Annotated in this window: 22 protein-coding genes and 1 pseudogene; 12 read left to right on the top strand and 11 right to left on the bottom strand. The window is 43.8% G+C overall.

Going from position 1 to position 22,744, the window contains the following annotated elements; genetic code table 11:
- The first annotated feature begins 130 nt into the window (after positions 1-130).
- The 8 genes from ADP71_RS12445 (at position 131) to ADP71_RS12480 (ending at position 6,537) form a co-directional block, all read left to right on the top strand.
- The gene (locus ADP71_RS12445; protein ID WP_019959243.1) at positions 131-718 is read left to right on the top strand and encodes a beta-class carbonic anhydrase; all 588 of its coding nucleotides are present in this window, start codon (positions 131-133) and stop codon (positions 716-718) included.
- Complete coding sequence (gene nadD / locus ADP71_RS12450) at positions 709-1,329, top strand: nicotinate-nucleotide adenylyltransferase (protein WP_019959244.1); 621 nt, start codon at positions 709-711, stop codon at positions 1,327-1,329. The genes ADP71_RS12445 and nadD overlap by 10 nt, the downstream gene beginning before the upstream one ends.
- Before the next feature lie 26 nt (positions 1,330-1,355).
- Positions 1,356-1,739: a ribosome silencing factor gene (gene rsfS / locus ADP71_RS12455; RefSeq protein ID WP_019959245.1), complete on the top strand. Its 384-nt coding sequence runs from the start codon at positions 1,356-1,358 to the stop codon at positions 1,737-1,739.
- Positions 1,740-1,832: 93 nt separating this feature from the next.
- Positions 1,833-2,753, top strand: coding sequence for a DMT family transporter (locus tag ADP71_RS12460; RefSeq protein ID WP_019959246.1), 921 nt, complete (start codon positions 1,833-1,835; stop codon positions 2,751-2,753).
- Between the two features lie 115 nt (positions 2,754-2,868).
- Positions 2,869-3,339: a 23S rRNA (pseudouridine(1915)-N(3))-methyltransferase RlmH gene (gene rlmH / locus ADP71_RS12465; protein ID WP_019959247.1), complete on the top strand. Its 471-nt coding sequence runs from the start codon at positions 2,869-2,871 to the stop codon at positions 3,337-3,339.
- A 106-nt stretch (positions 3,340-3,445) separates the two neighbouring features.
- Complete coding sequence (gene dxs / locus ADP71_RS12470) at positions 3,446-5,323, top strand: 1-deoxy-D-xylulose-5-phosphate synthase (RefSeq protein WP_171461192.1); 1,878 nt, start codon at positions 3,446-3,448, stop codon at positions 5,321-5,323.
- A 351-nt stretch (positions 5,324-5,674) separates the two neighbouring features.
- On the top strand, positions 5,675-5,851 hold the full coding sequence (locus tag ADP71_RS12475) for a hypothetical protein (protein WP_019959249.1): 177 nt from the start codon (positions 5,675-5,677) through the stop codon (positions 5,849-5,851).
- A 188-nt stretch (positions 5,852-6,039) separates the two neighbouring features.
- Entirely contained in the window at positions 6,040-6,537 is a 498-nt protein-coding gene (locus ADP71_RS12480; RefSeq protein WP_019959250.1) for a MaoC/PaaZ C-terminal domain-containing protein, read from the top strand.
- Positions 6,538-6,603: 66 nt separating this feature from the next.
- Here the strand turns inward: ADP71_RS12480 and phoR are convergent, their stop codons facing one another.
- The 11 genes and pseudogenes from phoR to ADP71_RS12535 all read right to left on the bottom strand — a co-directional run bounded on the left by phoR (position 6,604) and on the right by ADP71_RS12535 (position 19,339).
- Positions 6,604-7,947, bottom strand: coding sequence for a phosphate regulon sensor histidine kinase PhoR (gene phoR / locus ADP71_RS12485; protein ID WP_019959251.1), 1,344 nt, complete (start codon positions 7,945-7,947; stop codon positions 6,604-6,606).
- Positions 7,948-8,601, bottom strand: a pseudogene (gene phoB, locus ADP71_RS12490) (phosphate regulon transcriptional regulator PhoB); the annotation flags it as partial. It lies immediately after the preceding gene.
- 44 nt (positions 8,602-8,645) lie between these two features.
- Positions 8,646-9,782: a glutamate 5-kinase gene (gene proB, locus ADP71_RS12495; protein WP_019959253.1), complete on the bottom strand. Its 1,137-nt coding sequence runs from the start codon at positions 9,780-9,782 to the stop codon at positions 8,646-8,648.
- A gap of 190 nt (positions 9,783-9,972) precedes the next feature.
- Complete coding sequence (gene rbsB / locus ADP71_RS12500) at positions 9,973-10,902, bottom strand: ribose ABC transporter substrate-binding protein RbsB (RefSeq protein WP_104932329.1); 930 nt, start codon at positions 10,900-10,902, stop codon at positions 9,973-9,975.
- Positions 10,903-10,918: 16 nt separating this feature from the next.
- Positions 10,919-11,863, bottom strand: a complete 945-nt coding sequence (gene rbsC / locus ADP71_RS12505; RefSeq protein WP_104932330.1) for a ribose ABC transporter permease — start codon at positions 11,861-11,863, stop codon at positions 10,919-10,921.
- The gene (locus tag ADP71_RS12510; protein ID WP_104932331.1) at positions 11,850-13,343 is read right to left on the bottom strand and encodes a sugar ABC transporter ATP-binding protein; all 1,494 of its coding nucleotides are present in this window, start codon (positions 13,341-13,343) and stop codon (positions 11,850-11,852) included. Before ADP71_RS12510 ends, rbsC begins: the two co-directional genes overlap by 14 nt.
- Before the next feature lie 9 nt (positions 13,344-13,352).
- Positions 13,353-13,742 (bottom strand): D-ribose pyranase, encoded by a 390-nt coding sequence (rbsD, locus tag ADP71_RS12515; protein WP_019959257.1) that lies wholly within the window; start codon positions 13,740-13,742, stop codon positions 13,353-13,355.
- Positions 13,743-14,029: 287 nt separating this feature from the next.
- Positions 14,030-16,348: a type I DNA topoisomerase gene (topA, locus tag ADP71_RS12520; protein WP_171461193.1), complete on the bottom strand. Its 2,319-nt coding sequence runs from the start codon at positions 16,346-16,348 to the stop codon at positions 14,030-14,032.
- A gap of 98 nt (positions 16,349-16,446) precedes the next feature.
- On the bottom strand, positions 16,447-16,905 hold the full coding sequence (locus ADP71_RS12525) for a DUF494 domain-containing protein (RefSeq protein WP_104932332.1): 459 nt from the start codon (positions 16,903-16,905) through the stop codon (positions 16,447-16,449).
- 16 nt (positions 16,906-16,921) lie between these two features.
- On the bottom strand, positions 16,922-18,019 hold the full coding sequence (gene dprA, locus ADP71_RS12530; protein WP_104932333.1) for a DNA-processing protein DprA: 1,098 nt from the start codon (positions 18,017-18,019) through the stop codon (positions 16,922-16,924).
- A 54-nt stretch (positions 18,020-18,073) separates the two neighbouring features.
- Positions 18,074-19,339 (bottom strand): LysM peptidoglycan-binding domain-containing protein, encoded by a 1,266-nt coding sequence (locus ADP71_RS12535; RefSeq protein WP_171461194.1) that lies wholly within the window; start codon positions 19,337-19,339, stop codon positions 18,074-18,076.
- Positions 19,340-19,507: 168 nt separating this feature from the next.
- On the opposite strand from ADP71_RS12535, the gene def reads away from it, so the two are divergent.
- Genes def through ADP71_RS12555 form a run of 4 tightly spaced genes read left to right on the top strand, consistent with a single transcriptional unit; the run spans position 19,508 to position 22,744 of the window.
- Positions 19,508-20,005, top strand: coding sequence for a peptide deformylase (gene def / locus ADP71_RS12540; RefSeq protein ID WP_019959262.1), 498 nt, complete (start codon positions 19,508-19,510; stop codon positions 20,003-20,005).
- Complete coding sequence (fmt, locus tag ADP71_RS12545; RefSeq protein ID WP_171461195.1) at positions 20,006-20,938, top strand: methionyl-tRNA formyltransferase; 933 nt, start codon at positions 20,006-20,008, stop codon at positions 20,936-20,938.
- Positions 20,935-22,191: a 16S rRNA (cytosine(967)-C(5))-methyltransferase RsmB gene (rsmB, locus tag ADP71_RS12550; protein ID WP_171461196.1), complete on the top strand. Its 1,257-nt coding sequence runs from the start codon at positions 20,935-20,937 to the stop codon at positions 22,189-22,191. Before fmt ends, rsmB begins: the two co-directional genes overlap by 4 nt.
- A complete protein-coding gene (locus tag ADP71_RS12555) occupies positions 22,157-22,744 on the top strand; it encodes a DUF4390 domain-containing protein (protein ID WP_257793067.1) in 588 nt (195 codons plus the stop codon). Before rsmB ends, ADP71_RS12555 begins: the two co-directional genes overlap by 35 nt.

Consider the following 22,744-nt stretch of genomic DNA (forward strand, 5'->3'; position numbering starts at 1 on the left):
AAGGTTTTTAGAGTGTCAAACTAAGTTAAATCTGATGGGTTTTTCATTTTTTAGACAAGCATTACAGGGAGTAGATTGCATGCTTGTGGTAGCATAGTGGTCTGAAAAAAATGAGTAGGATGCTTGAATCATGAGTTTATTGACCGAAGTATTGGATCACAACAAAGCTTTTGTAGATGCGGGTGAATACGTCCAATTTTTTAGTGACAAATACCCAAATCGTGGCTTGGCCATTTTGTCGTGCATGGATGCACGCATTATTGAGTTGCTGAACCAAGCATTGGGTTTGAAAAATGGCGATGCCAAAATGATTAAAAATGCTGGTGCATTGGTGACCCATCCTTGGGGGTCGGTGATGCGCTCGCTGTTAGTGGCTGTGTTTGAATTGCGTTGTAAAGAAATCATGGTTGTGGCACATTATGACTGTGGTATGCGCGGCTTGAATTCAAAACACGTGTTGGAAAAAGCCGAAGAAGCAGGCATCAGTACGCAATGCATTGATACTTTGCGCCATGCTGCCATTGATTTGGATGGTTGGTTAACGGGTTTTGATAATGTCGAACAAAGTGTTCGTCATTCAGTAGACATGATACGCAATCATCCATTGATGCCTAAATCGATTCCGATTCATGGTTTGGTGATACATCCGACAACGGGTAAATTGAATTTGGTAGTAGATGGTTATAGCAATGTTGCGGACAATTTACCATGCGCATAGGTTTGTTTGGCGGCACGTTTGATCCCATTCATCAAGGTCATGTGAGTATGGCCAAGGCTTTTGCCGATGAATTGCAATTGCAACAAGTGGTCTTCATTCCGACTGGTGAATCGTATCACAAGACGAGCCAGCCTACTTCCGCTGAACATCGTTTGAATATGGTAGAAATAGCGATTGCTGCCGATGAGCGTTTTGCGGTGAGTGATGTGGACATGGTGCGCAAAGGTGCGACTTATACGGTGGATACTTTGCAAATTCTCAGACAATATTTTCCGCAAGACGAATTGTGGTGGTTAATGGGAATGGATTCGCTATTGCAAATGCATACTTGGCATCGTTATGCAGACATTTTTAAGCTGACGAATATTGCGGTTGCTGCTCGTAATGGTGAAAAAATCCAACAAGTTGCGCCAAAAATGCACCAATTATTGGGCGATGCTTTAAGTGCACCAAGAAGTTCGAGCGCAGGACAGCTACGTTTGTTACAATGGCAGGCTGAGGACGTTAGCTCCACCCAGATACGCGATGCCATTGGGCATCATCAAGCCATAGACGCTTGGGTCGGTCAACCGGTGCAAAACTATATACGCACACATGGTTTATACCGTTAAGCGTCAGATTAAGAGTTTTAAATAAGATGACAGATACAGTAGATTTACAAAAAATGGTCGATGTGGCCGTGAATGCTTTGGAAGATGTTAAGGGTAAAGACATTGTGGTATTGGATGTTGCTGCCAAAACATCGTTGTTCCAACGCATGATCATTGCCAGTGGCGATAGCAACCGCCAAGTGAAAGCATTGGTGAACAATGTTGCGGTTGACTTGAAAGCGCAAGGCTTTGAAGTTTTGAGCACCGAAGGCACGGAAAGTGGCGAATGGGCTTTGGTCGATGCAGGCGATGTGGTGGTTCACGTGATGTTGCCAGCGGTACGTGATTTTTACGATATTGAAGCATTGTGGGGTGGCGAAAAACCATCTTTTCATTCAGGTCATGCCAAGCCTTGGAGCAGCGCAGACTAATCAAACCAAATCATGGTTTTATACAAGCGTCCTGTAAATTACAGGACGCTTGTTTTTTGGAGTAACAATCATATTATCAAAGGAGAGTGAGACATGACCAAGCAGCTTGCAACTGCAGTGGGATGTTTGTTGTTGGCCAATATGATTTGGGCGGGCAATGCATTGCTAGCCAGATATGCCAGTAGTGGTGATTTGCAGCCGATTACGATGAATTTTTTGCGTTGGAGTATTGGGGCATTGGTGTTGTTGCCGTTTTGCGTTAAAACCATTTACCAACACCGAGGCATTTGGTTGAAATGGGATGTCTTTAAAAAGCTGCTGTCTTTGGCTATTTTGGGGATGGTGATTTACAACAGCTTGCTTTACGCTTCAGCACATCACACCACTGCCATCAATATTGCTTTGCTCAATACCTGTATTCCGTTGGCGACATTTATGGCAGCTGGCATATTGATGGGACAATGGCCTAAAGCTGCTTCTTGGTTAGGCTTGAGCATTGCAGCGTCAGGATTGTTGTATTTGATTAGCCGAGGCAATATCGAAGCCTTAGTGCAATTGCAGTTTAACCAAGGTGATTTATGGATGTTGGTCGCTGTGGTGGCGTGGTCTGTTTATACGGTATTGTTAAAAATTTGGGCTGGAAAATTGGGTTTGCCGCCTTTGGCGATGCTCAATGTGATGATGTGTTTGGCGGTGATATTGATGTTGCCATTGGCTGGCTGGGAAGTGGCACAATTGGGTTTGCCGAGTTGGAATGCAACCAATTTGGGTATTTTGGCTTATATCGGCATTATGGCATCCATTGTGTCTTATGTGGCATGGAATTATGGCGTGGGGCAAGTGGGTCCTGCTAAGGCTTCATTGGCTTTGTATACCATGCCAGTATTTTCATCGATTTTAAGCTATGTATTATTAGGTGAAAGTTTGCAGCACTACCATTGGGTTGGTGGCGGTATTATTGTCAGTGGTTTGTTGCTTGCCAGTGCTTTAGGTCAAGTGCCTAAAAACAAATAAATTACCCGTATTTTACATGTACGATTGTGGTAAATCTCAGTGGTGGCGATTTGGGCTGACCGCAGTTTGCCACAATCCGTTATAATTTAGCGTCCTGTAACAGATGTGAGTGTGCATGAACATCACTTTATTGGCAGTTGGAAACAAAATGCCACGTTGGGTGGCTGAAGCTACCGAAGAATATGCCAAGCGTTTTGGACGCGAAATCAATTACCAAATCAAAGAGATTAAGCCTGAAAAGCGTGGTGCAGGCGTGAATGCAGAGCAAGGCATGTTGGCTGAAGAAGCGCGCTTGTTAGCAGCGATTCCAGCAGGCTGTTTTTTAGTGGTTTTAGATGAACGTGGCCAAGCGCCTACTTCGGTTCAATTGGCAGAACACATGGGACGTTGGTTGCAAGATGGTCAAGATGTGTGTTTTATTATTGGTGGCGCCGATGGCATGACCGATAAAATTAAACAAAAAGCCCGTTTGTTGATGCGTATTTCCAGTTTAACTTTGCCACACGGCATGGTACGTGTTTTGTTGACCGAGCAGCTTTATCGCGCTGTATCCATCTTAAACAACCATCCTTACCACCGTGAATAAGTGGTTGCATCTTGCATTGCAGCAATCATTTATTCCATGATAACAAATGTTAGAATGTTTTCAGCTACAATAGTCAAAACATCAAGCACCTCAGAATATTACAACTATGACAAAATCATTATTAAATCAAATTGAATTACCTTCAGATTTGCGCCAACTGCCTGAATCTGATTTGCCACAAGTTGCCGATGAGTTGCGCGAGTTTCTATTGCAAACGGTTTGTGCAACTGGTGGTCACTTTGCCAGCAATTTGGGTACTGTCGAGTTAACCGTTGCTTTGCATTATGTTTATAACACGCCGAATGATCATTTGGTGTGGGATGTGGGGCATCAAAGTTATCCACACAAAATTTTGACAGGTCGAAAACATCGTATGGGCACCATGCGTCAAAAAGATGGTTTGGCAGGCTTCCCTAAGCGCTGCGAATCACCTTACGATGCGTTTGGTGTCGGTCATTCTTCTACATCTATTGGTGCAGCTTTGGGTATGCAAGTGGCCGATCAATTACAAGGTCGTCCTAACCGTCATGTCGCGATTATTGGTGATGGCGCGATGACTGCTGGTCAAGCATTTGAAGCTTTGAACAACGCAGGGGATATGAAAGATACCAATTTATTAGTCATTTTGAATGACAATGAAATGTCGATTTCTCCTAATGTTGGCGCTTTACCAAAATATTTGGCATCGTCTGTGATGCGAGATGTGAAAGATTTGGTGAAGTCTGCTAAAAACAAATCCGAAAAAGTATTGAACAAATTGCCCGGTGTGTTGGATGTGGCCAAGCGTTTTGAGAATAAACTCAAAGAAGCGGTGGATGGCTCACCATTAGACATGCATGTTTCATTGTTTGAGAAGTTTGGCTTTGAATACACAGGCCCTGTTGATGGTCATGATGTATTGGGTTTGACTGAAACTTTAAAAACCTTGCGCAGTAAAAGCGGCCCGCAGTTTTTGCACATTATCACTAAAAAAGGCAATGGTTATAAATTGGCTGAAAACGACCCTGTCGGATTTCATGCCATTGGTAAAATGGATCCTGCCGTAGGTCCTGTTAAATCCAGTACGCCAGCTGCAGTGACATACACACAAGTATTTGGTCAATGGTTGTGTGACCAAGCTGCCGTAGACAATCGTTTGGTTGGTGTGACACCTGCCATGCGTGAAGGCTCGGGTTTGGTGGCGTTTGAAAAACAATATCCAAATCGTTATTTTGATGTGGGCATTGCGGAACAACATGCTGTGACGTTTGCAGGTGGTTTGGCTTGTGATGGTATTAAGCCAGTGGTGGCAATTTACTCGACTTTCTTACAGCGAGCATATGACCAATTGGTACACGATGTGGCGATTCAAAATTTGCCAGTGATGTTTGCCATTGACCGTGCTGGTATTGTTGGTGCGGATGGTCCTACTCATGCAGGTGCTTATGACTTGAGCTTTATGCGCTGTATTCCTAATATGGTGATTGCAGCGCCATCGGATGAATATGAATGTCGTTTGTTATTGTCAACATGTTACCAATTAAATCAACCAACAGCTGTGCGTTATCCTCGTGGTAGTGGTACGGGCGTGGATGCAGGACGTGAATTGCAGACGGTGGAAGTCGGTAAAGGTTTGATTCGTCGCCAAGGTGAAAAAGTGGCTATATTGGCTTTTGGTAGCATGGTGCAGCCTGCATTACAGGCCGCTGACAATTTGAATGCTACGGTCGCCGACATGCGTTTTGTGAAGCCTTTGGATGAAGCATTGATTATTGAGTTGGCAAACAATCATGATTTTATTGTCACTGTGGAAGAAAATGCGGTTCAAGGTGGTGCAGGTTCTGCGGTATTGGAATTCATGGCTAAAAACAAATTGTGTAAGCCTGTTTTGAACCTTGGTATTGCAGATGTGGTGACTGAACACGGTGATCCTAAATTGATTTTACAAGGTCTGGGTTTAGATGTTGTTGGAATTGAGACCTCGATTCGAAATTTTATGATTTGATATGAAGTTAATTAAAAAAGCCAAGCATTAGCTTGGCTTTTTTAATTGTTGTTTTTAATTCACATATTGATGATTTTCGAAGATAAATATTAAAAAAACATAAAATAATGGCAATATTTTTTTTTGTGAAAATAAATATGAAAATGATTGCTTTACAGTCTTATTTCATGAAATTAAATGTTAATTAGAAATTGAAATTTTGGTATTTTTTGTTAAAAAATAATTATTCTTATGATTTTGGTATTTGATTTTAGATAAGGTTTTTCTTATTTTATGGATACTTAAAGTAAAATATCTATATGATTAAGTATGAGTAATTTTTTATGATGACTGAGAGGACATTTTCAAATAATGAGCAAACTGGTAGAGCAAACAAAGACACTTATCCATGGTTTAGACACAGCTGAAAATAGTACATTAAGCCCACAGCAATTGGTAGAAGCGGCTTGGAATCAACAAGACCCACGAAAAATTGCTGAAGATTTGAATGCGTTGATGCAAGCAATGATGGAAACCCCTTCTCCTTAGTGGGTAAGTAGCATTGCTTGAGTGAGCGCACTTTTGCATCCATTTGATTGAATATCTCATTATGTGAGGCATAAAATCAATCATTTGAGATGAGTGACAAATTAATTATGATAAATTCATCATTAGTGTATTATCTAACTTCTAAAAATCGACCTAATGAGTCGTGATTACAATCCAATGGAGTTGAGATGAAAAATTTTACTTACGATGAGTTGTCAGTAGGGCAAAGCGGGGGTTTGGAAAAAACAGTGACGGCCAAAGATGTGTTGTTGTTTGCGGCTGTAACGGGAGATACCAATCCTGCACATTTGGATCCTGAATATGCCGAACAAACCATGTTCAAAGGCGTGATTGCACACGGCATGTATAGCGCTGGTTTGATTTCAGCGGTATTGGGTACACGCTTTCCTGGCCCTGGTACGATTTATTTGGGTCAAGATTTGCAATTTAAGCGTCCTGTAAATATTGGTGATACTTTGACTGTGACTTTGACTGTTGCTGACAAACGTGACGACAAAAAAATTGTCACTTTGGCGTGCGAAGTGGTCAATCAAGATGGCAAAGTGGTGGTCACAGGCAATTCGACCATTATTGCGCCTGCTATCAGCATAGAACACGAATTGTTATGCTTGGGTGAAGTGGCTGTGCCTGAAGCACCGAATGAGCATTTTGCGGCATTGTTATAAGTTTGTAAAACAAATAGACAAAGCGTCCTGTAAATTTACAGGACGCTTTTTAGATGGGAGATGACTTTAAGATTGTGTTGTTTCGGTTTCAATATTGCCCAATAAAGATACCCGTTGTGGTTCTTGAATGGTGTCAAACTGGGCGCTGAATGTGCTACCGATACCCAACTGGCTTTCAACCAACAATTGGCTACCATGTTCGGCCAATGCATGTTTGGTAATGGCCAAACCCAGACCTGTACCACCGCTGGCACGTGAGCGGCCTGTATCGACACGGTAAAAGCGTTCGGTTAAGCGGGGAATATGCTCTGAGGCAATACCAGGACCGTTGTCGGTGACGCTGAAGGTGACGGTGTGGTCATCATGGGCTTCCAAGCTGATTTGAATGTGACCACCTTCATGGTTGTAGCGTACCGCATTGAAAACCAAGTTGCTCAAAGCATTGTATAAGTCTAGTTGTATGCCTTTGACCCAAATATTGGCACTGATTTCCGTATCAAACGTTTGTTTGTCCGCAGACAGAATGATACCTTCTTGTATCAATTGCCCTACCATGGCGGATAAATGAATGGGTTGCAATTGGTCGCTGTCTTTGGTGGCTTCCAAGCGCGACAGAGTCAATAAATCATCCAATAAGGCCAACATACGATCACTGTCTTTTTTCATTAAATCTAGAAATTGTATGCGTTGTTCAGTAGGCAATTGTGGATAATCTTGCATGGTTTCGACAAAGCCGTTGATGACAGTCAAAGGCGTGCGCAATTCATGTGAGACATTGGCGACAAAATCGGTACGGGTTTGATTGATTTGCTCGATGCGAGTGATATCTTGGCTGACCAAGAGTTGTAGATTTTTATCAAAATCAGTACATTTGAGCATAACATGGCGGCTTAAGCCTTTGTTGGTTGGTAAAGTCAGTTTGATTTCGTCTGTGTCTTTGTTGTCCATGAATTGATGAAAACTGGGTTGACGCACCAAGTTGGCCAAAATACCGCCAGTGTCTTCCGTTTTCAATAAAAAATGTTCTCGTGCCACCGAGTTCATCCATTCAATTCTGCCATCTTGATTTAAAATCAACACGCCATCAGGCATCACTTCAAATGCTTTGTACAAGCGTTGCAAAGATTGCACGATTTTTTGTTTGCGACGTTTACGGCTTTTGGCTTGTCGGGTCAAAGTCGCAAAAATTTGTTGCCAAATACCAATGCCGCTGGGTGCATTGGAAGGCTTAGGTCGCTCTAACCATGTAATCAATTGGCTGATTTGCCATAAGTGTGTGAACAGCCAAATGGAGAGCAAGCTTAAAAACGTGATAAAGCCGTAGCTTTGTTTCCAAATCATGCCGACAATCGCACCACAGACAGCGAAAGATAAAATCACACGAATGCAGTGCAGCGCAAATCGGCTCATTTATTGGCTTTCTTTTTGCGAGAAACGATAACCTGCACCGCGAACGGTTTGTAGTAAATGTTCCAATTGTGCAGTGCTTAAAGCCCGACGCAAGCGACGAATGTGAACATCGACGGTACGTTCTTCTACAAATACGTGGTCGCCCCATACCAAATCCAGCAATTGACGGCGGGTATAGACACGGTCAGCATGGGTCATGAAAAAATGTAATAATTTGAATTCGGTTGGACCAAAATGAATCGATTGACCATTGCCGCGGACAGTGTGTTCGTTAGGATCTAGCTCTAAACCTGCCAAAGCAATCACTTCACTGGTTTTTTGTGGTGCACGGCGACGCAACAAAGCATTGACGCGAGCGACCAATTCTCGTGGTGAAAAAGGCTTAGTCAAGTAATCGTCAGAACCCAAATTCAAGCCCATTTCTTTATCCACATCATCGCTTCGGGCAGTCAATAAAATGATGGGTAAATCTTTGGTACGGGCATCTTGGCGCAATTGCTTGGTCAATTGTATGCCAGATGTTCCCGGCAACATCCAATCGAGCAAAACCACATCGGGCAGCTTTTCGAGCAAATGTGGCCTTGCCTCTTCCACACTGCCACAACTGGTGACGTTGAAACCAGCTTGTTTAAAGCAAGAGCATAAAGTGCTGGTATGACGTTATTGTGACAGTGTCATCATTTGTGTGACAAATCGTTTTATGAAGCTGTTTTAAATGCAGAACGTATGACCAAGTTGTCACGATGCAATACTTCTTCTTCAGCCACATAATCCAAAATCGCTTCAATTTGATGCGATGGTTGGCGCAAAATTTTCTCGATTTCATCACTGCTGTAATTGGTCAAACCACGAGCCACTTCTTCGCCATCAGGATTGACCACAGAAATGACCGCACCACGTAAAAACTGTCCTTGTACGCCAATACAGCCGATAGGCAATAAGCTGGAGTGTTTTTGGCTTAGGGCAATGGCAGCACCAGCATCGATGGTGACTTTGCCTGAAAATTGCAAATGACCCATAATCCATTGTTGGCGTGCAGACAAGCGTGAACGGTTTGGAGTCAACCAAGTACCAATACGTTCACCTTGACACAAACGCAAGAGCAAATCAGGTTCATGACCTGATGCAATCAAAGTCGCCGCGCCACTTAAAGCCGCCCGTTTGGCCGCGATGACTTTGGTATACATGCCGCCTGTGCCCACAGCAGAACCTGCGCCACCTGCCATCGATTCTAAATCAGGATGATTGGCTTCGATTTCATGTATGAATTTGGCATTGGGATTTTTGCGAGGGTCGCTGTCATACAGGCCGCTTTGATCGGTCAAAATCAATAAGGCATCGGCTTCAATCAAATTGGTGACCAAAGCGCCCAACGTATCGTTGTCACCCAGTTTGATTTCGCTGGTGGTGACCGTATCGTTTTCATTGATGATGGGAACGACATTCCAATCGAGCAAAGTACGCAAAGTCGAACGCGCATTCAAATAGCGGGTACGATTGCTCAAATCGTCGTGGGTGAGCAGGATTTGGGCAGTTTGAATCCCATGTTCTGCAAACACCTCTTCGTAAGCCTGCGCTAACCCCATTTGACCAATAGCAGCGGCGGCCTGTAATTCATTCAAGGCTTTGGGGCGTGATTTCCAACCCAAGCGCTTGATGCCCTCGGCAATGGCACCGCTGGACACAAACACGACTTGTTTGCCTTGGGCTTTGAGTTGAGCGATTTGGGCTGCCCATTTGGCTAGGGCTTCTAAGTCTACGCCTTTGCCTTCGGCAGTAACCAAACTAGAGCCGACTTTGATGACGAGAGTATGTGCTTCACTGATGGATTTCATGGTATTTTGGGCTCACAACAACAAGACCGTTATGATAATTCATTTGTGCAGACACTGAAAGCCAAGCCGATTGGCTGGTGTGTTTACAGGACGCTTATCTATGTGAATGATCGTTACCATCAGACAAAAGCGCCATAAAAAAGCGTCCTGTAAACTTTACAGGACGCTTTGAAAACGAATTGGCAATTGATTATTTGGTAACCAATTTCAATTGTACAGGAATCGCTTTTTCAACATTTTCACCATTGAAATGTTTCACCGCTGCATTGATGGCTTCTTCGCCAATCAAAGCAGGTTGTTGTTCCACAGTGGCAGCCAATTTGCCTGCTTTGACTTTGGCTACGGCATCTTCAGTGGCATCAAAACCAATGACTACGACGTCTTTTTTCGCAGCAGCAACGGCTTCCAAAGCACCCAAAGCCATTTCGTCATTTTGTGCGAAAACTGCTTTCACATTAGGCTGAGCTTGTAAGATGTTTTCCATTACAGTCAAACCTTTTGAGCGATCAAAATCAGCAGTTTGGCTGGTCACAATATTCAATTTGCCTGTTACCGCTTTGGTAAAGCCTTCGCCACGTTCGATGGCAGCAGACGAACCTGCTACACCTTCTAACATCGCCACTTCAGAGCCTTCAGGCACCAATGTCAATAAGTATTCACCCGCCAATTTACCACCTGCAACGTTGTCAGAAGCAATGTGTGAGAAGACATTGCCGCCGTTAGCAGAGCGGTCAACGGTAATGACAGGAATGCCCGCTTTGTTTGCAGATTCAATTACTGAAACCACAGCTGCAGAATCAACAGGATTGATGATAATTAATTTCACGCCTTGTTGAATCAAATCTTCCACGTCGGCTGCTTGCTTAGACGCATCGTTTTGAGCATCTACGACGGTTAAGCTGGCACCCAATGCGGCTGCTTTGGTTTTCGCTGAATCACCCAATGTGACAAAGAACGGGTTGTTTAACGTAGAAATAGACATGCCAATGGTTTTGTCGCTACTTTGAGCAGTTTGGCTAGATGCCGCAGGTGTGGTGCTGCTGGAACCTGATTCCAGAGAACAAGCGGCTAACCAAAATAAGGCAAATGTTGCCATCATCAGGGTGAAATACTTTTTCATGAGAAATTCCTTTTGTTTAAGCTTCTTTTTTACGGTCTAATAAAACCGCTAATAAAATAACGACGCCTTTAACTACCAATTGGTAGAAAGATGAAACACCAATCAAGTTCATGCCGTTGTTCAAAACACCGATAATCAAAGCACCAACCAAAGTGCCAAAAATCCAACCACGGCCACCATTTAAAGATGTGCCGCCCAAAACCACGGCGGCAATCGCGTCTAATTCATAGGAAGTGCCTGCGGTTGGTTGGGCGGAGTTCAAGCGCGAAGTCAGAATCAAAGCTGAAATAGAGGCTAGCAAGCCAGTCAATGCATACACGCCGATTTTGATGCGGTCGATGTTGATACCTGATAATTTAGAGGCCTCTTCATTGCCGCCCACTGCATATACACGGCGACCAAAAGTCGTGTGGTGCAAGATGAAATACAACACAGCGAAAGCGATGATCATGGTCACCACAGGCATCGGTAAGCCTAACATGTAACCTTTGCCCATCATTTGGAAGGCCACCGAATCGCCCAAGCCTGATACAGGACGACCATCGGTATAAGCCAAAGTCAAACCGCGGTAAATGGTCATGGTTGCCAGCGTAGCAATGAACGGAGCGACTTTGCCTTTGGTGATGATTAAGCCATTGATTAAACCTAAGCCTAGACCTAATAACATGGCTATCATCATGGCTAAAATAGGGTCATAACCACCAGCGAGCATGGAGGCTGCAACCGCGCCAGTTAAAGCCAAAGTGGAGCCTACTGATAAATCAATGCCACGAGTCAAAATCACAAAAGTCATGCCAAACGCAATCAATGCGCTGATAGAGACTTGGCGCAAAACATTGAGTAAATTGTTGGCAGTTAAGAAGTTTGGATTCATGGCGCTGATGACAACAACCAATAAAATCAAACCGAAAAATGGGCCCAAACGGGACAGTAAAGCTTTGGTTGGATTAGTGGAGGACATGTTTTTCACCTCCTGTGGCAAAATGCATGATGTGTTCTTGGGTCATATTTTTTTGGGTGACTTCGCCTGTAATGCGGCCTTCATGCATGACCAAAACGCGGTCAGCCATACCGATGACCTCGGGTAATTCTGAGGAAATCATGAGAATTGCGACTCCTGCTTCTGCAAGCTGATTGATGATGTTGTAAATTTCTTTTTTAGCGCCAATATCCACGCCACGAGTAGGTTCGTCCAAAATCAAAATATCGGGCTCTGTACCCAACCATTTGGCTAAAACCACTTTTTGCTGATTGCCGCCTGACAATGATTTGGCAGCCAATTCGGCATTGGTGGTGCGGATAGCGAGTTGCTCGATGAAGTTTTGTACAAATTCGCGTTCGGCTTGAATTTGAGTAATGCCTGCGCGACAAGTTTTGTCAAAATTGGGCAACATGATGTTGTCACGAATCGAAAAGTCCAAAACCAAACCTTCGGTTTTGCGGTCTTCGGTGACAAATGCGATTTTGTGGCGCATGGCTTGAATCGGATTTTTGATGCTGACGCTTTGACCATCGATGTGGATTTGCCCTTGTTGGGCTTTGCGGTGACCAAAGAGGGTTTGCGCAACCTCTGTGCGGCCTGAACCCATCAAACCCGCCAAAACCAAGACTTCGCCTTTGCGCAAATCAAATGACACATTGTCGAATGCTTTGGACGCTGACAAATTGCGTACCGATAATTTCACTTCGCCAATATTGGCATTGCGTTCAGGAAAACGCTCACCCAGTTCACGACCTACCATCATCGCCACAATTTCGTCGAAATTGGTTTCTGGAATGTTGCGCACACCTGCATACTGACCATCTCGTAAAATGGTAATGCGGTCGCAAATGGCAAAAATCTCTTCCATGCGGTGAGAAATATAAACAAAAGAAATACCTTTGTTTTTCAATTCACGCACGGTTTCAAACAAAGTTTGAATTTCACGGTCAGTCAAAGCCGCAGTGGGCTCATCCATTACAATGTATTTGGCGTCAGAGGCGATGGCTTTGGCGATTTCAACCAGCTGTTGCTTGCCCACAGACAAATCACCTGCGCGGGTTTTTGGATCAATGTCCAAGCCCAATTTACACAGCAATTCATAGGTTTGGCGCTGCATTTCTTTGTTTTTTAAAATGCCAAAACCATAGGTCAACTCTTTACCTAAAAACAGATTTTCTGCCACCGACAAGTCTGGCAGAATATTTAACTCTTGGTGAATGACGTGAATGCCGCAGGCTTCAGAGTCACGCACACTTTTGAAAATTTTTTCTTGACCGTTAACGGTGATGCTGCCACTGTCTTTTTGATGAATACCGCTTAGGATTTTCATCAAAGTAGATTTGCCAGCACCGTTTTCGCCCATCAAAGCATGGATTTCACCATTTTTTAGCTCGAACTCTACGCCATTTAAGACTTGGTTGCTGCTGAAGGCTTTGCAAATGCCTGTCATGTGTATCATGGAGCCTCCTTAAAAAATCACGCCGCTTTGCAAGATGATATTGGCGTAAGGCGTGGCCTCACCTGTGCGGATGATGACTTTGGCTTGGGCACATTGTTGCTTGAATGCTTCATGGGAAACATATTCTGTGTGCAAGTTCAAATTTTGAATGTGTTGGTCGAGGCTTTGGTTGTGTGCCGTGATTTCACTGGCGCACACACTTTTCTCTACGACCAAATCTGCTAATACAGCATTGAGCACATCTTCAAAACTGGGCTTGTGCAAAGCGTATGCCAAATCGATGCATGTCACACCCGCAGGAACGGGTAAGCCACAGTCTGCAATGACAATGGTGTCGGTATGTCCCAATTTTGCAAAAATACCCGCCAATTCGCGGTTTAAGATGCCATGTTTTTTCATGCGTTGAGAGCCTTAAAGTGTTGATGATGTATGATTATTTTGATGACCATCATCTTCACCTGTTCGTGGTTTGGTTTGGAAAAAGGTGTAATATTATCAAATTAATGGATTCTTTGAGTGTAAATTTGCTTAATTAATTCAATTAATGGGGTTTTTATAACTATGGCATTTAAATTTTGCAATAAATGTTCATATTCATTTCTATATTTATGAGGCATTAGATATCAAAAAGCGTCCTGTAAATGTTTACAGGACGCTGAGTTTGATTTAATCAGGTTTGGAATTGCTTATTCGGCGTTGGTTTCTTTTTTAGCCTCTGGTGCTTCGATTTGCTCAGCATGACCACACTCTTTTTGTGGACACACTTTTTCAGTGCCACGACGCTTGGTCACTTTGATGGTCAATAATGGCCAATTACATTTTGGACAAGCTTCGTTGATTGGTGGGTTCCAAACGGCGTAATCGCAATCTGGATAGGTTTCACAGCTGTAAAACAATTTGCCAAAACGGCTCTTGCGCTCAATCAAATGACCTTTGCCACATTTCGGGCAAGCGACGCCCGAGTCTTTTTTCTCTAAAGGCTCGATGTAAGTACATTTAGGCTTGCTTTTGTAATTGCTGCAACCGATGAATTTACCGAAACGACCTTTTTTGTAAATCAATTGACCATTGCATTTGGGACAAAAGCGGCCTTCTACTTCGGTCGGCTCTTCGGCAGCTTTGGCGGCTTCTTCCGCGGTTTCGTTGACGTTGCGGGTGTAATCGCATTCAGGATAACCGTGGCAAGCGATGAAGCGGCCGCGTTTGCCAAATTTAATCATCAATTTGTGTTGACCACATTTTGGACAATCTTCTTCCAAATCTTCTGAGGTGATTTGTGCGCGCGGAATGTCTTCTTTTTCTTTGACTTGTTTGTCAAAGTCTTTCCAAAATGATTTCATCACCGGTTGCCAAGCGCGTTTGCCATTGGCAATATCGTCGAGTTGGTCTTCCAGTTTAGCGGTGAAATTGTAATCGACGTATTGACCAAAATGCTCGGTTAAAAACTTGTTCACAATGTCGCCTGTGTCCGTTGGCGTAAAACGCTTTTGGTCTAGGGTGACATATTCACGGTCTTTGAGTGTAGAAATGATACTGGCGTAAGTCGATGGACGGCCGATGCCAAATTCTTCCAAAGCTTTCACCAAAGACGCTTCCGTGTAACGTGGTGGTGGTTGAGTAAAGTGTTGTTCGCCACGCAAAGCATCGACGGGCAAAACGTCGCCTTCGTTCATTTCCGGCAATTTTTTGCTGCCTTCTTCGCCATCGTCATCGTCATCAGTGTCTTCTTCGTACACGCTCAAAAAGCCAGCGAAGGTTTGCACTTGACCTGTGGTGCGGAAGATGCCTTCACCCATTTCAATGTCAACCGAAGTCAAATCGAATTTCGCAGGTGTCATTTGACATGCGACTGTGCGTTTCCAAATCATTTGGTACAAACGGAATTGGTCGCTGCTCAAAAACGGTTTCACTTCTTCAGGCGTCCTGTAAACCGAAGTAGGACGGATAGATTCATGCGCTTCTTGGGCATTTTTCGATTTGGTTTTGTAGGTATTGGCTTTGCTCGGCAAAAATTGTTTGTCGATTTTGTTTTCAATGTAATGGCGAATTTCAACCAAAGCATCTTCAGACAAACTGACTGAGTCAGTACGCATGTATGAAATCAAACCAATCGCGCCTTGACCGACATCGATGCCTTCGTACAATTGTTGTGCAGTGCGCATGGTACGGTCAGTGGTCATACCCAATTTGCGTACGGCTTCTTGTTGCAAAGTTGAAGTGGTAAACGGTGCGGCTGGGTTGCGGCTGCGTTTTTTCTTTTCAATCTTGGCAATTTTGGCTTCGTTACCTGTCAAGCTGGCAATGACTTGGGCTTGAGATGCTTCATCGGGCAAAGCGAATTGGTCTAATTTTTCATTTTGATAATGGGTTAAGCGGGCTGAAAATTTGCTGCGACCTTTGTGGCTGTCCAAATGAACAGACCAATATTCTTGTTCCGTGAATGCTTTGATTTCGTTTTCGCGCTCGCAAATTAAGCGTAAAGCAGGGCTTTGTACACGACCTGCTGACAAACCACGACGGATTTTTTTCCATAACAATGGTGATAAATTAAAACCAACCAAATAATCCAAAGCACGTCGCGCTTGTTGGGCATCGACCAATTCTTGTGAAATCGGGCGTGGATTTTCAATGGCCTCTAAAACGGCTTTTTTGGTGACCTCATGAAAGACCACGCGCTCTTTGGGTAAAGTTTTCAGGCCGCGTTTGCCATCTAAAATTTGTTGTAAATGCCAAGAAATGGCTTCACCTTCGCGGTCCGGGTCGGTTGCCAAATACACATGTTCAACTTCACGCGCGGCTTGAACAATGGCATCAACGTGTTTGCTGTTGCGACTGACCAATTGGTATTTCATCGCAAAGTCATTTTCAGGATCCACTGCGCCGCTTTTGGGAACCAAGTCGCGCACATGACCATAAGACGCTAAAACTTCAAATTCAGCGCCTAAGTATTTTTTCAGTGTTTTGGCTTTGGAAGGTGATTCCACGATTAATAAATTTTTGGCCATTTTAGGAGTATTCGTATTGTTTGATTATTTGGGTGCAAAGTGTACAAAACGCAGCGTTTAGGCTGCGTTTGGTCAGGCGCAAGAACGTTCTGCCTTATTTATTGCATCATGGTATGACCGTGTAAAGCAACCAATAATTCATCGCCGATTAAAATTGGCAATTCACTTTGGTGCAACCACAAGACCATTAATGCCAATAATTTGGTGTGGTCAACGGTAATATCTTCATCAGGCAATTGGGTGAGCATGTGAATGATGAGTTCACGTTGGGTTGAGTTAATACCGCTTTCCGCTTGTAAAAAACTCAATAAATGAATCACTTCTTCAGGTAGAACATCGAGTTCATACTGATTGAAAACACGGATATATTCACAATCATCTAGAATGGCTTGATCCATGCTTAAACTGTTGGTTAAATGCTCTAAGCATTCTAAAGCATCGCGAATCTCTTCGCCATCAAAGCCTGCTTCGGCTAATAATGTGCCTAAAGCATCTTGCTTTGGACAGGTTTCCCAGTCTTGGAAGTTTTCAATTAAAAAAGCAATGACATCGAACATAATCTATCCAGTTGGGTTAATGAATTCGTTGGTAACGACCACCTGTGAGTGCTGCAATTTGACCTTGTAGCTCTAATTCCAATAATTCAGCATACACATCTGTAAGGCTGCTGCCAAGTTTATCGACCAATTGGTCAGGATGTATGGGGTCAAAACCCATGGCTTGCAAGAGCGGTGATGGATTTGGATGGTTGTCTGTATTGGCTTTTGGCTCAAAATGGGTATTTTTGTGCAGCTGCGGCAAAAGGATACATTCTTCCAAAATATCTTGAGTGGATTCAATGAGCTTGGCGCCTTGTTTGATCAACGCATGACAGCCTTTGCTATGAGGATTGTGAATTGAGCCGGGTATGGCCATCACTTCTTTGTTCATTTCCAATCCTAAGCGGGCTGTAATTAAAGATCCTGATTCCACAGCCGCTTCAACCACCAAAATCGCTTGCGACAAAGCTGCAATGATGCGGTTGCGTCTTGGGAAGTTTTGCGCAACAGGTGGTGTTCCAAGGGCGAATTCTGACAGCAATAAGCCTTTTTCACAAATTTGATGTGCCAATTGGCGATTGGCCGCAGGATAAACGCGGTCTATGCCTGTTCCCAAAACAGCGATAGTGGCACCATTTACTTGAATACAGCCTTGATGGGCTGCGGTGTCGATGCCTGCGGCAAATCCAGAAACAATCGCCATATTGTGTTGGCTTAAATCTGCCGCAAATCTGTGAGCATTTTGTAAGCCTTGGGCTGTCGCGTGGCGGCTACCGATAATCGCTATGCTAGGTTGATGTAATAAGGATAAATCGCCTTTGGCGAACAATAACGGTGGTGGCGAGTCAATTTGTGCTAAATTTAATGGATAATCATCGTCTAGTAAAGACAATAAATGGTTGTTTGCATGTTCGCTTTCCCATATTAAAGCGTCCTGTAAAGCTTGTTTGCCTTGACGTTGTTGTATGGCTTGAATGGCTTTGGGTTTGGCTAAGTTGGAAAGTGCAGAGATTGGTGTTTGCCAAATGTCAGCAGGATAATCCAAATATTGTAATATTTTTAATAGGGTCATGGGACCGACATAAGGCGTGAGGGCCAATTCAAGATAAGCCAAGCGGTGGGCATCGTTCATGACTCAATATCCTAGAAATCAAAAACGCACCCGAAGGTGCGTTGATAGATACCATCAATATTTGATGTAATCCCCACGATTGTAATTACCATGCTCATAGTAATGGGGTTCTTGTGGCTCGTTTGGAACATGCGTGCTGTGATTGCTGAAATCATCTAAATCACGACCTGGTTCACGGACCGTATCGCCTACGCTGACGTTGGTTAAGCTGCTTAAAATTAAAGCATACGAAATATTTTCATTGGCTTGATAGACCATTGCCAAAGCCAGCTCTTCAGATGGAATGGAAATATGACCATAGCGTGGACCATCGTCATTGCCACGACGCTCGACCTTGGTGGTGTTGATTTTGCGATAGATGCTGATGACTGTACCAGGATCAATACCTTGGCTTAAACCTTGATTGATGGCTATGGTTTGAAATTGTGCTGCTTCACTAACGCCATCCAGAATAGACAAAACTTTGGCATTCACAGGCACAGAAGGCTCGTGTGGCATGAATTGAAAGCCTGTTTTGATAAAATCAGGCTCACGCATCAAATAGTCACCTTTTAAAATTTCCGAACCAATTTCACGAATCATCATCGGTTGTGCGGTTGTGGTTGGGATTTTTAATAAAGGGTGTTTTAAAGTGTAATACTCATCATCATTTAAACGACTGTTGTCGGCGACTGTGTCACGCTCACTCCATGCGCTTGGATTAAAATTAATTGTTTCTAATTTACCGGTGATGATGATTTCACGACCTAAGAATTTTTTGGTATCAGGGTCGGTAATGTCTTTATTTACACGGTAGCTATAATATGTACCTGGTTCTTTTAAGCCATAAGAATAAACACGGTCACCGGGTGAATAAATCAAGCGGCTGTCAGGACCTTGAATCAAATGAGGTGCATTCTTCATTTCTTCGGTACTGATAATTTGTGGCGACTGCATGAAAGTTTGCGCCAAATTCATGTTGATGGTGTTAATACCATAACCGTCACTGACTGTGCGTACACCGGGGTGAATTTTGATGACTGGGATTTTAGTGCTGTCTTCTAAGCCTAGAACAGGTTGCCCATTGACATAACTTAAGACCAAAGTTTGACCTGGATAAATCAGGTGGGGGCTGCGCAATTGGGTACGGTTGGCATTCCACAGCTTAGGCCATTGCCAAGGATTGCTCAGATAGCGTCCTGAAATGCCCCATAAGGTATCGCCTTGTTTGACTGTATAACGAGCAGGAGCGTCAGCACGCAATTTCAGCGTTTGTGCAAAGCTGGAAGTGGAAATAGCTAAGCCTGCAGTGCAAAGCAAGGTTATAATGGTTCTTTGCATGATTTTCCCTTATTTCGAATTCTATAATGACATGAATGCCAATTTATCTAAATCATAGATGATTTGCATGGATAAAATCTAGTTTTTCAATCACATTCTCTTGAAATCAATGATATTGTCGTCAATTAAGTCATATACAACAGCATTTTAGTTTTAAGGAGTCCCCTGATGGCACTGTTAGAAATTTTACAATATCCAGATGAGCGTTTGGCGATCATTGCCAAGCCTGTTGAACAAGTAGATGAACGCATTCAACAATTGATTAAAGATATGGCTGAAACCATGTATGCCGCACATGGTATTGGTTTGGCTGCAACGCAAGTGAATGTGCATGAGCAAGTCGTGGTCATGGACTTGTCAGAAAGTCACAATGAATTGCGTGTCTTCATCAATGCTAAAATTACTGAACGTGATGGTGAAACCGTTTATGAAGAAGGTTGTTTGTCTGTACCTGGCATTTACGACAAAGTGCACCGTTCAGAAACGGTCACTGTCGAAGCTTTGAATGAAAAAGGTGAGCCTTTCACTTTGCATGCTGATGGTTTATTGGCGATTTGCGTTCAACATGAATTGGATCATTTGAATGGCAAAGTGTTTGTACAGCATTTGTCACGCTTGAAGCAAGACCGTATTAAAAACAAATTGAAAAAAGCCCAAAGAGCCTAAATGAGAATCATATTTGCAGGTACCCCTGATTTTGCAGCCAATGCATTGGCTGCTTTGATTGCTGCTGGACATGAAGTGGCGGCTGTTTTGACGCAGCCTGATCGCCCTAAAGGGCGTGGCATGAAATTGACAGCATCGCCTGTCAAAGCTTTGGCTTTGGAACATGGCTTGCCAGTTTGGCAGCCTGAGCATTTGAAAGACGAGGTCATTCAACAGCAATTGCGGGATTTGAATGCTGAAGTGATGGTGGTGGCGGCTTATGGTTTGCTATTGCCTGCAAGCGTCCTGAAAATTCCTGCTCGAGGTTGCTTGAATATTCATGCGTCTTTGTTGCCGCGTTGGCGTGGCGCTGCGCCGATTCAGCGTGCCATAGAAGCAGGTGATGCAGAATCGGGCATATGTATTATGCAAATGGATGTTGGCTTGGATACGGGTGATATGCTGTTAACCAAAACCACACCTATTGGTCCGCAAACCAATGCAGTGCAATTACATGATACTTTGACAGAGTTGGGCGCGCAGGCCATCGTAGAAGCTTTGGCGCAGTTACCTGATTTGGTGGCGTTGCCACAGCCTAGCGAGGGCGTGACGTATGCACAAAAACTGTCTAAAGCCGATGCGCAATTGGACTGGAATTTATCTGTGCAGCAAGTACATGACAAAATCCGCGCCATGAATCCTGTTCCAGGTGCATGGACGAATTTGAATGGTGATGTATTCAAAATCTGGAGCAGTGAGATAAAAGAGCATAGCGTGAATGCTGCTGTGGGCAGCATTTTGAGTGTGGATAAAAATGGCATTGCTGTGCAGGCGGCAGATGGTGTTTTGAACATTACCGAATTACAAGCCAGTGGTAGCAAGCGCATGTCAGTGGCCGCATTTTTAGCAGGACGCACTGTTACAGTGGGTCAGGCATTTGAAAGACAAGTATGAGTTTAGGCAATATTCAATTACAGGCCGCACACATTTATTTGAAAGTGGCGGCAGGTTCTAATCTGACAGATTTGTTGACACAAGTAAAAGCGCAAGAAGCGTGGACGGCGCAAGAGTGGGGTACTTTGCAAGATTTGTCTTATGGCACACAGCGTTACCGTGGCAGTTTGAATGCTTATTTGCGTTTGCGTGTGCCTAAGCCTTTGTCTGAGCCAAAATTAGAAGCTTTGTTGATGGTGGCGATGTACCAATTGCTCTACACGCAAAATGCACAACATGCAGTGGTGAATGAGGCGGTACAAGCATCACAAAAATTGGCAGATGGTAAATTCAAATCTTTGCTCAATGCAGTATTGCGTCAAGTGATTCGTGATGGCTGCAAATTGCCAAAAATTGTGCTGCAAGACGATGTTGAAGCCAAGTTTAACTTCCCAGAGTGGTGGGTTGAAAAGTTAAAAAAAGACTATCCAAAGTATTGGCATAATATTTTGGCAGCCAGTCAATTGCCGCCGCCATTGACCTTGCGTGTGAATCAGCGCCATACGACGGGTGAAGCGTATTTGGCTTTATTGGCAGAGCAGGGCTTGGAAGCCACCTTGCTTGGTTCACAAGCTGTGCGTCTGAAACAAGCAACATCTGTTGCTAATTTGCCACAATTTTACGATGGTGTTGTTTCTGTGCAAGATTGGGGTGCGCAACAAGCTGCTTTGTTGTTAGATCCTCAAAATGGTGAACGTATTTTGGATGCTTGTGCGGCTCCTGGCGGCAAAACAGGCCATTTGTTGGAGTTGGCAGACATTGACTTGTTGGCGATTGATGTAGATTCAAAACGCTTGCGTCGTGTGCAAGAAAATGTAGATCGTTTGGGTTTGCCTGCTCAAATTAAAGCTGCCGATGCCACGAAGTTAGATGCTTGGTATGATGGTCAACCGTTTGATGCAGTGTTAGCGGATGTGCCTTGTACCGCTTCTGGTGTGGTGAAGCGTCATCCTGATATCAAATGGTTGCGTCGTCGCCAAGATGCTGCATCTGTTGCACAACAGCAACATGTGTTGTTGGATGTGTTATGGTCGACGGTGAAATCGGGTGGTCGTATGCTTTTAGCCACATGTTCTATTTTCCCAGAAGAAAATCAACAGCAATTGCAGGCATTTTTAGAGCGTCATTCGGATGCTACGTTGCGTACCGAGCGCATTTGTCTGCCTAATGATACTCAAGATGGTTTCTATTACTCGCTTATTGATAAAGCTTAGTATTCTTTTTATCTGTGTGGGCAGCTTTGCGCTGGCCCACGCTGATGGCATTCGTGTGAAGCGAGCTCAAGCAGTTTTGGGCATGCAAGGTCAGTTATTGGTTAACAGTCGCTTTGAGACCAGCTTGCCAGCTTCTTTACATGACGCTTTGAAACAAGGCGTGGCTTTGGACTTTCAATTGCAATATCAATTGATTGCACCGAGAGTTTTGGCTTATAACTTGCGCTTCAATCCATGGGCTGACACCGTCAGCCCCATTTCTTATAAACTGACTTATCATCCATTAACGGACAAATACCGAGTGACGATAGGAACGTTTTCTACTGAGTACTCGAATTTACAAGTTGCTTTACGCAGTATTGGCGGTATTGTGAAATGGGATGTTCATCCTGTGAATACATTTCTTGCAGCTGAAAAAGACCAAATTTATGCGCAAATTCGTTTAAGTTTGAGCAGTCATCAATTACCAAGACCATTTCAAATCAATACTTTGACTTCCAAAGCTTGGGGCTTGGATTCTGGGTGGGTGCGTTTGAGAGTAGAAACGGAGTAA

Source organism: Vitreoscilla sp. C1 (assembly GCF_002951955.2).
In the GTDB taxonomy this organism is placed as follows: domain Bacteria; phylum Pseudomonadota; class Gammaproteobacteria; order Burkholderiales; family Neisseriaceae; genus Vitreoscilla; species Vitreoscilla stercoraria.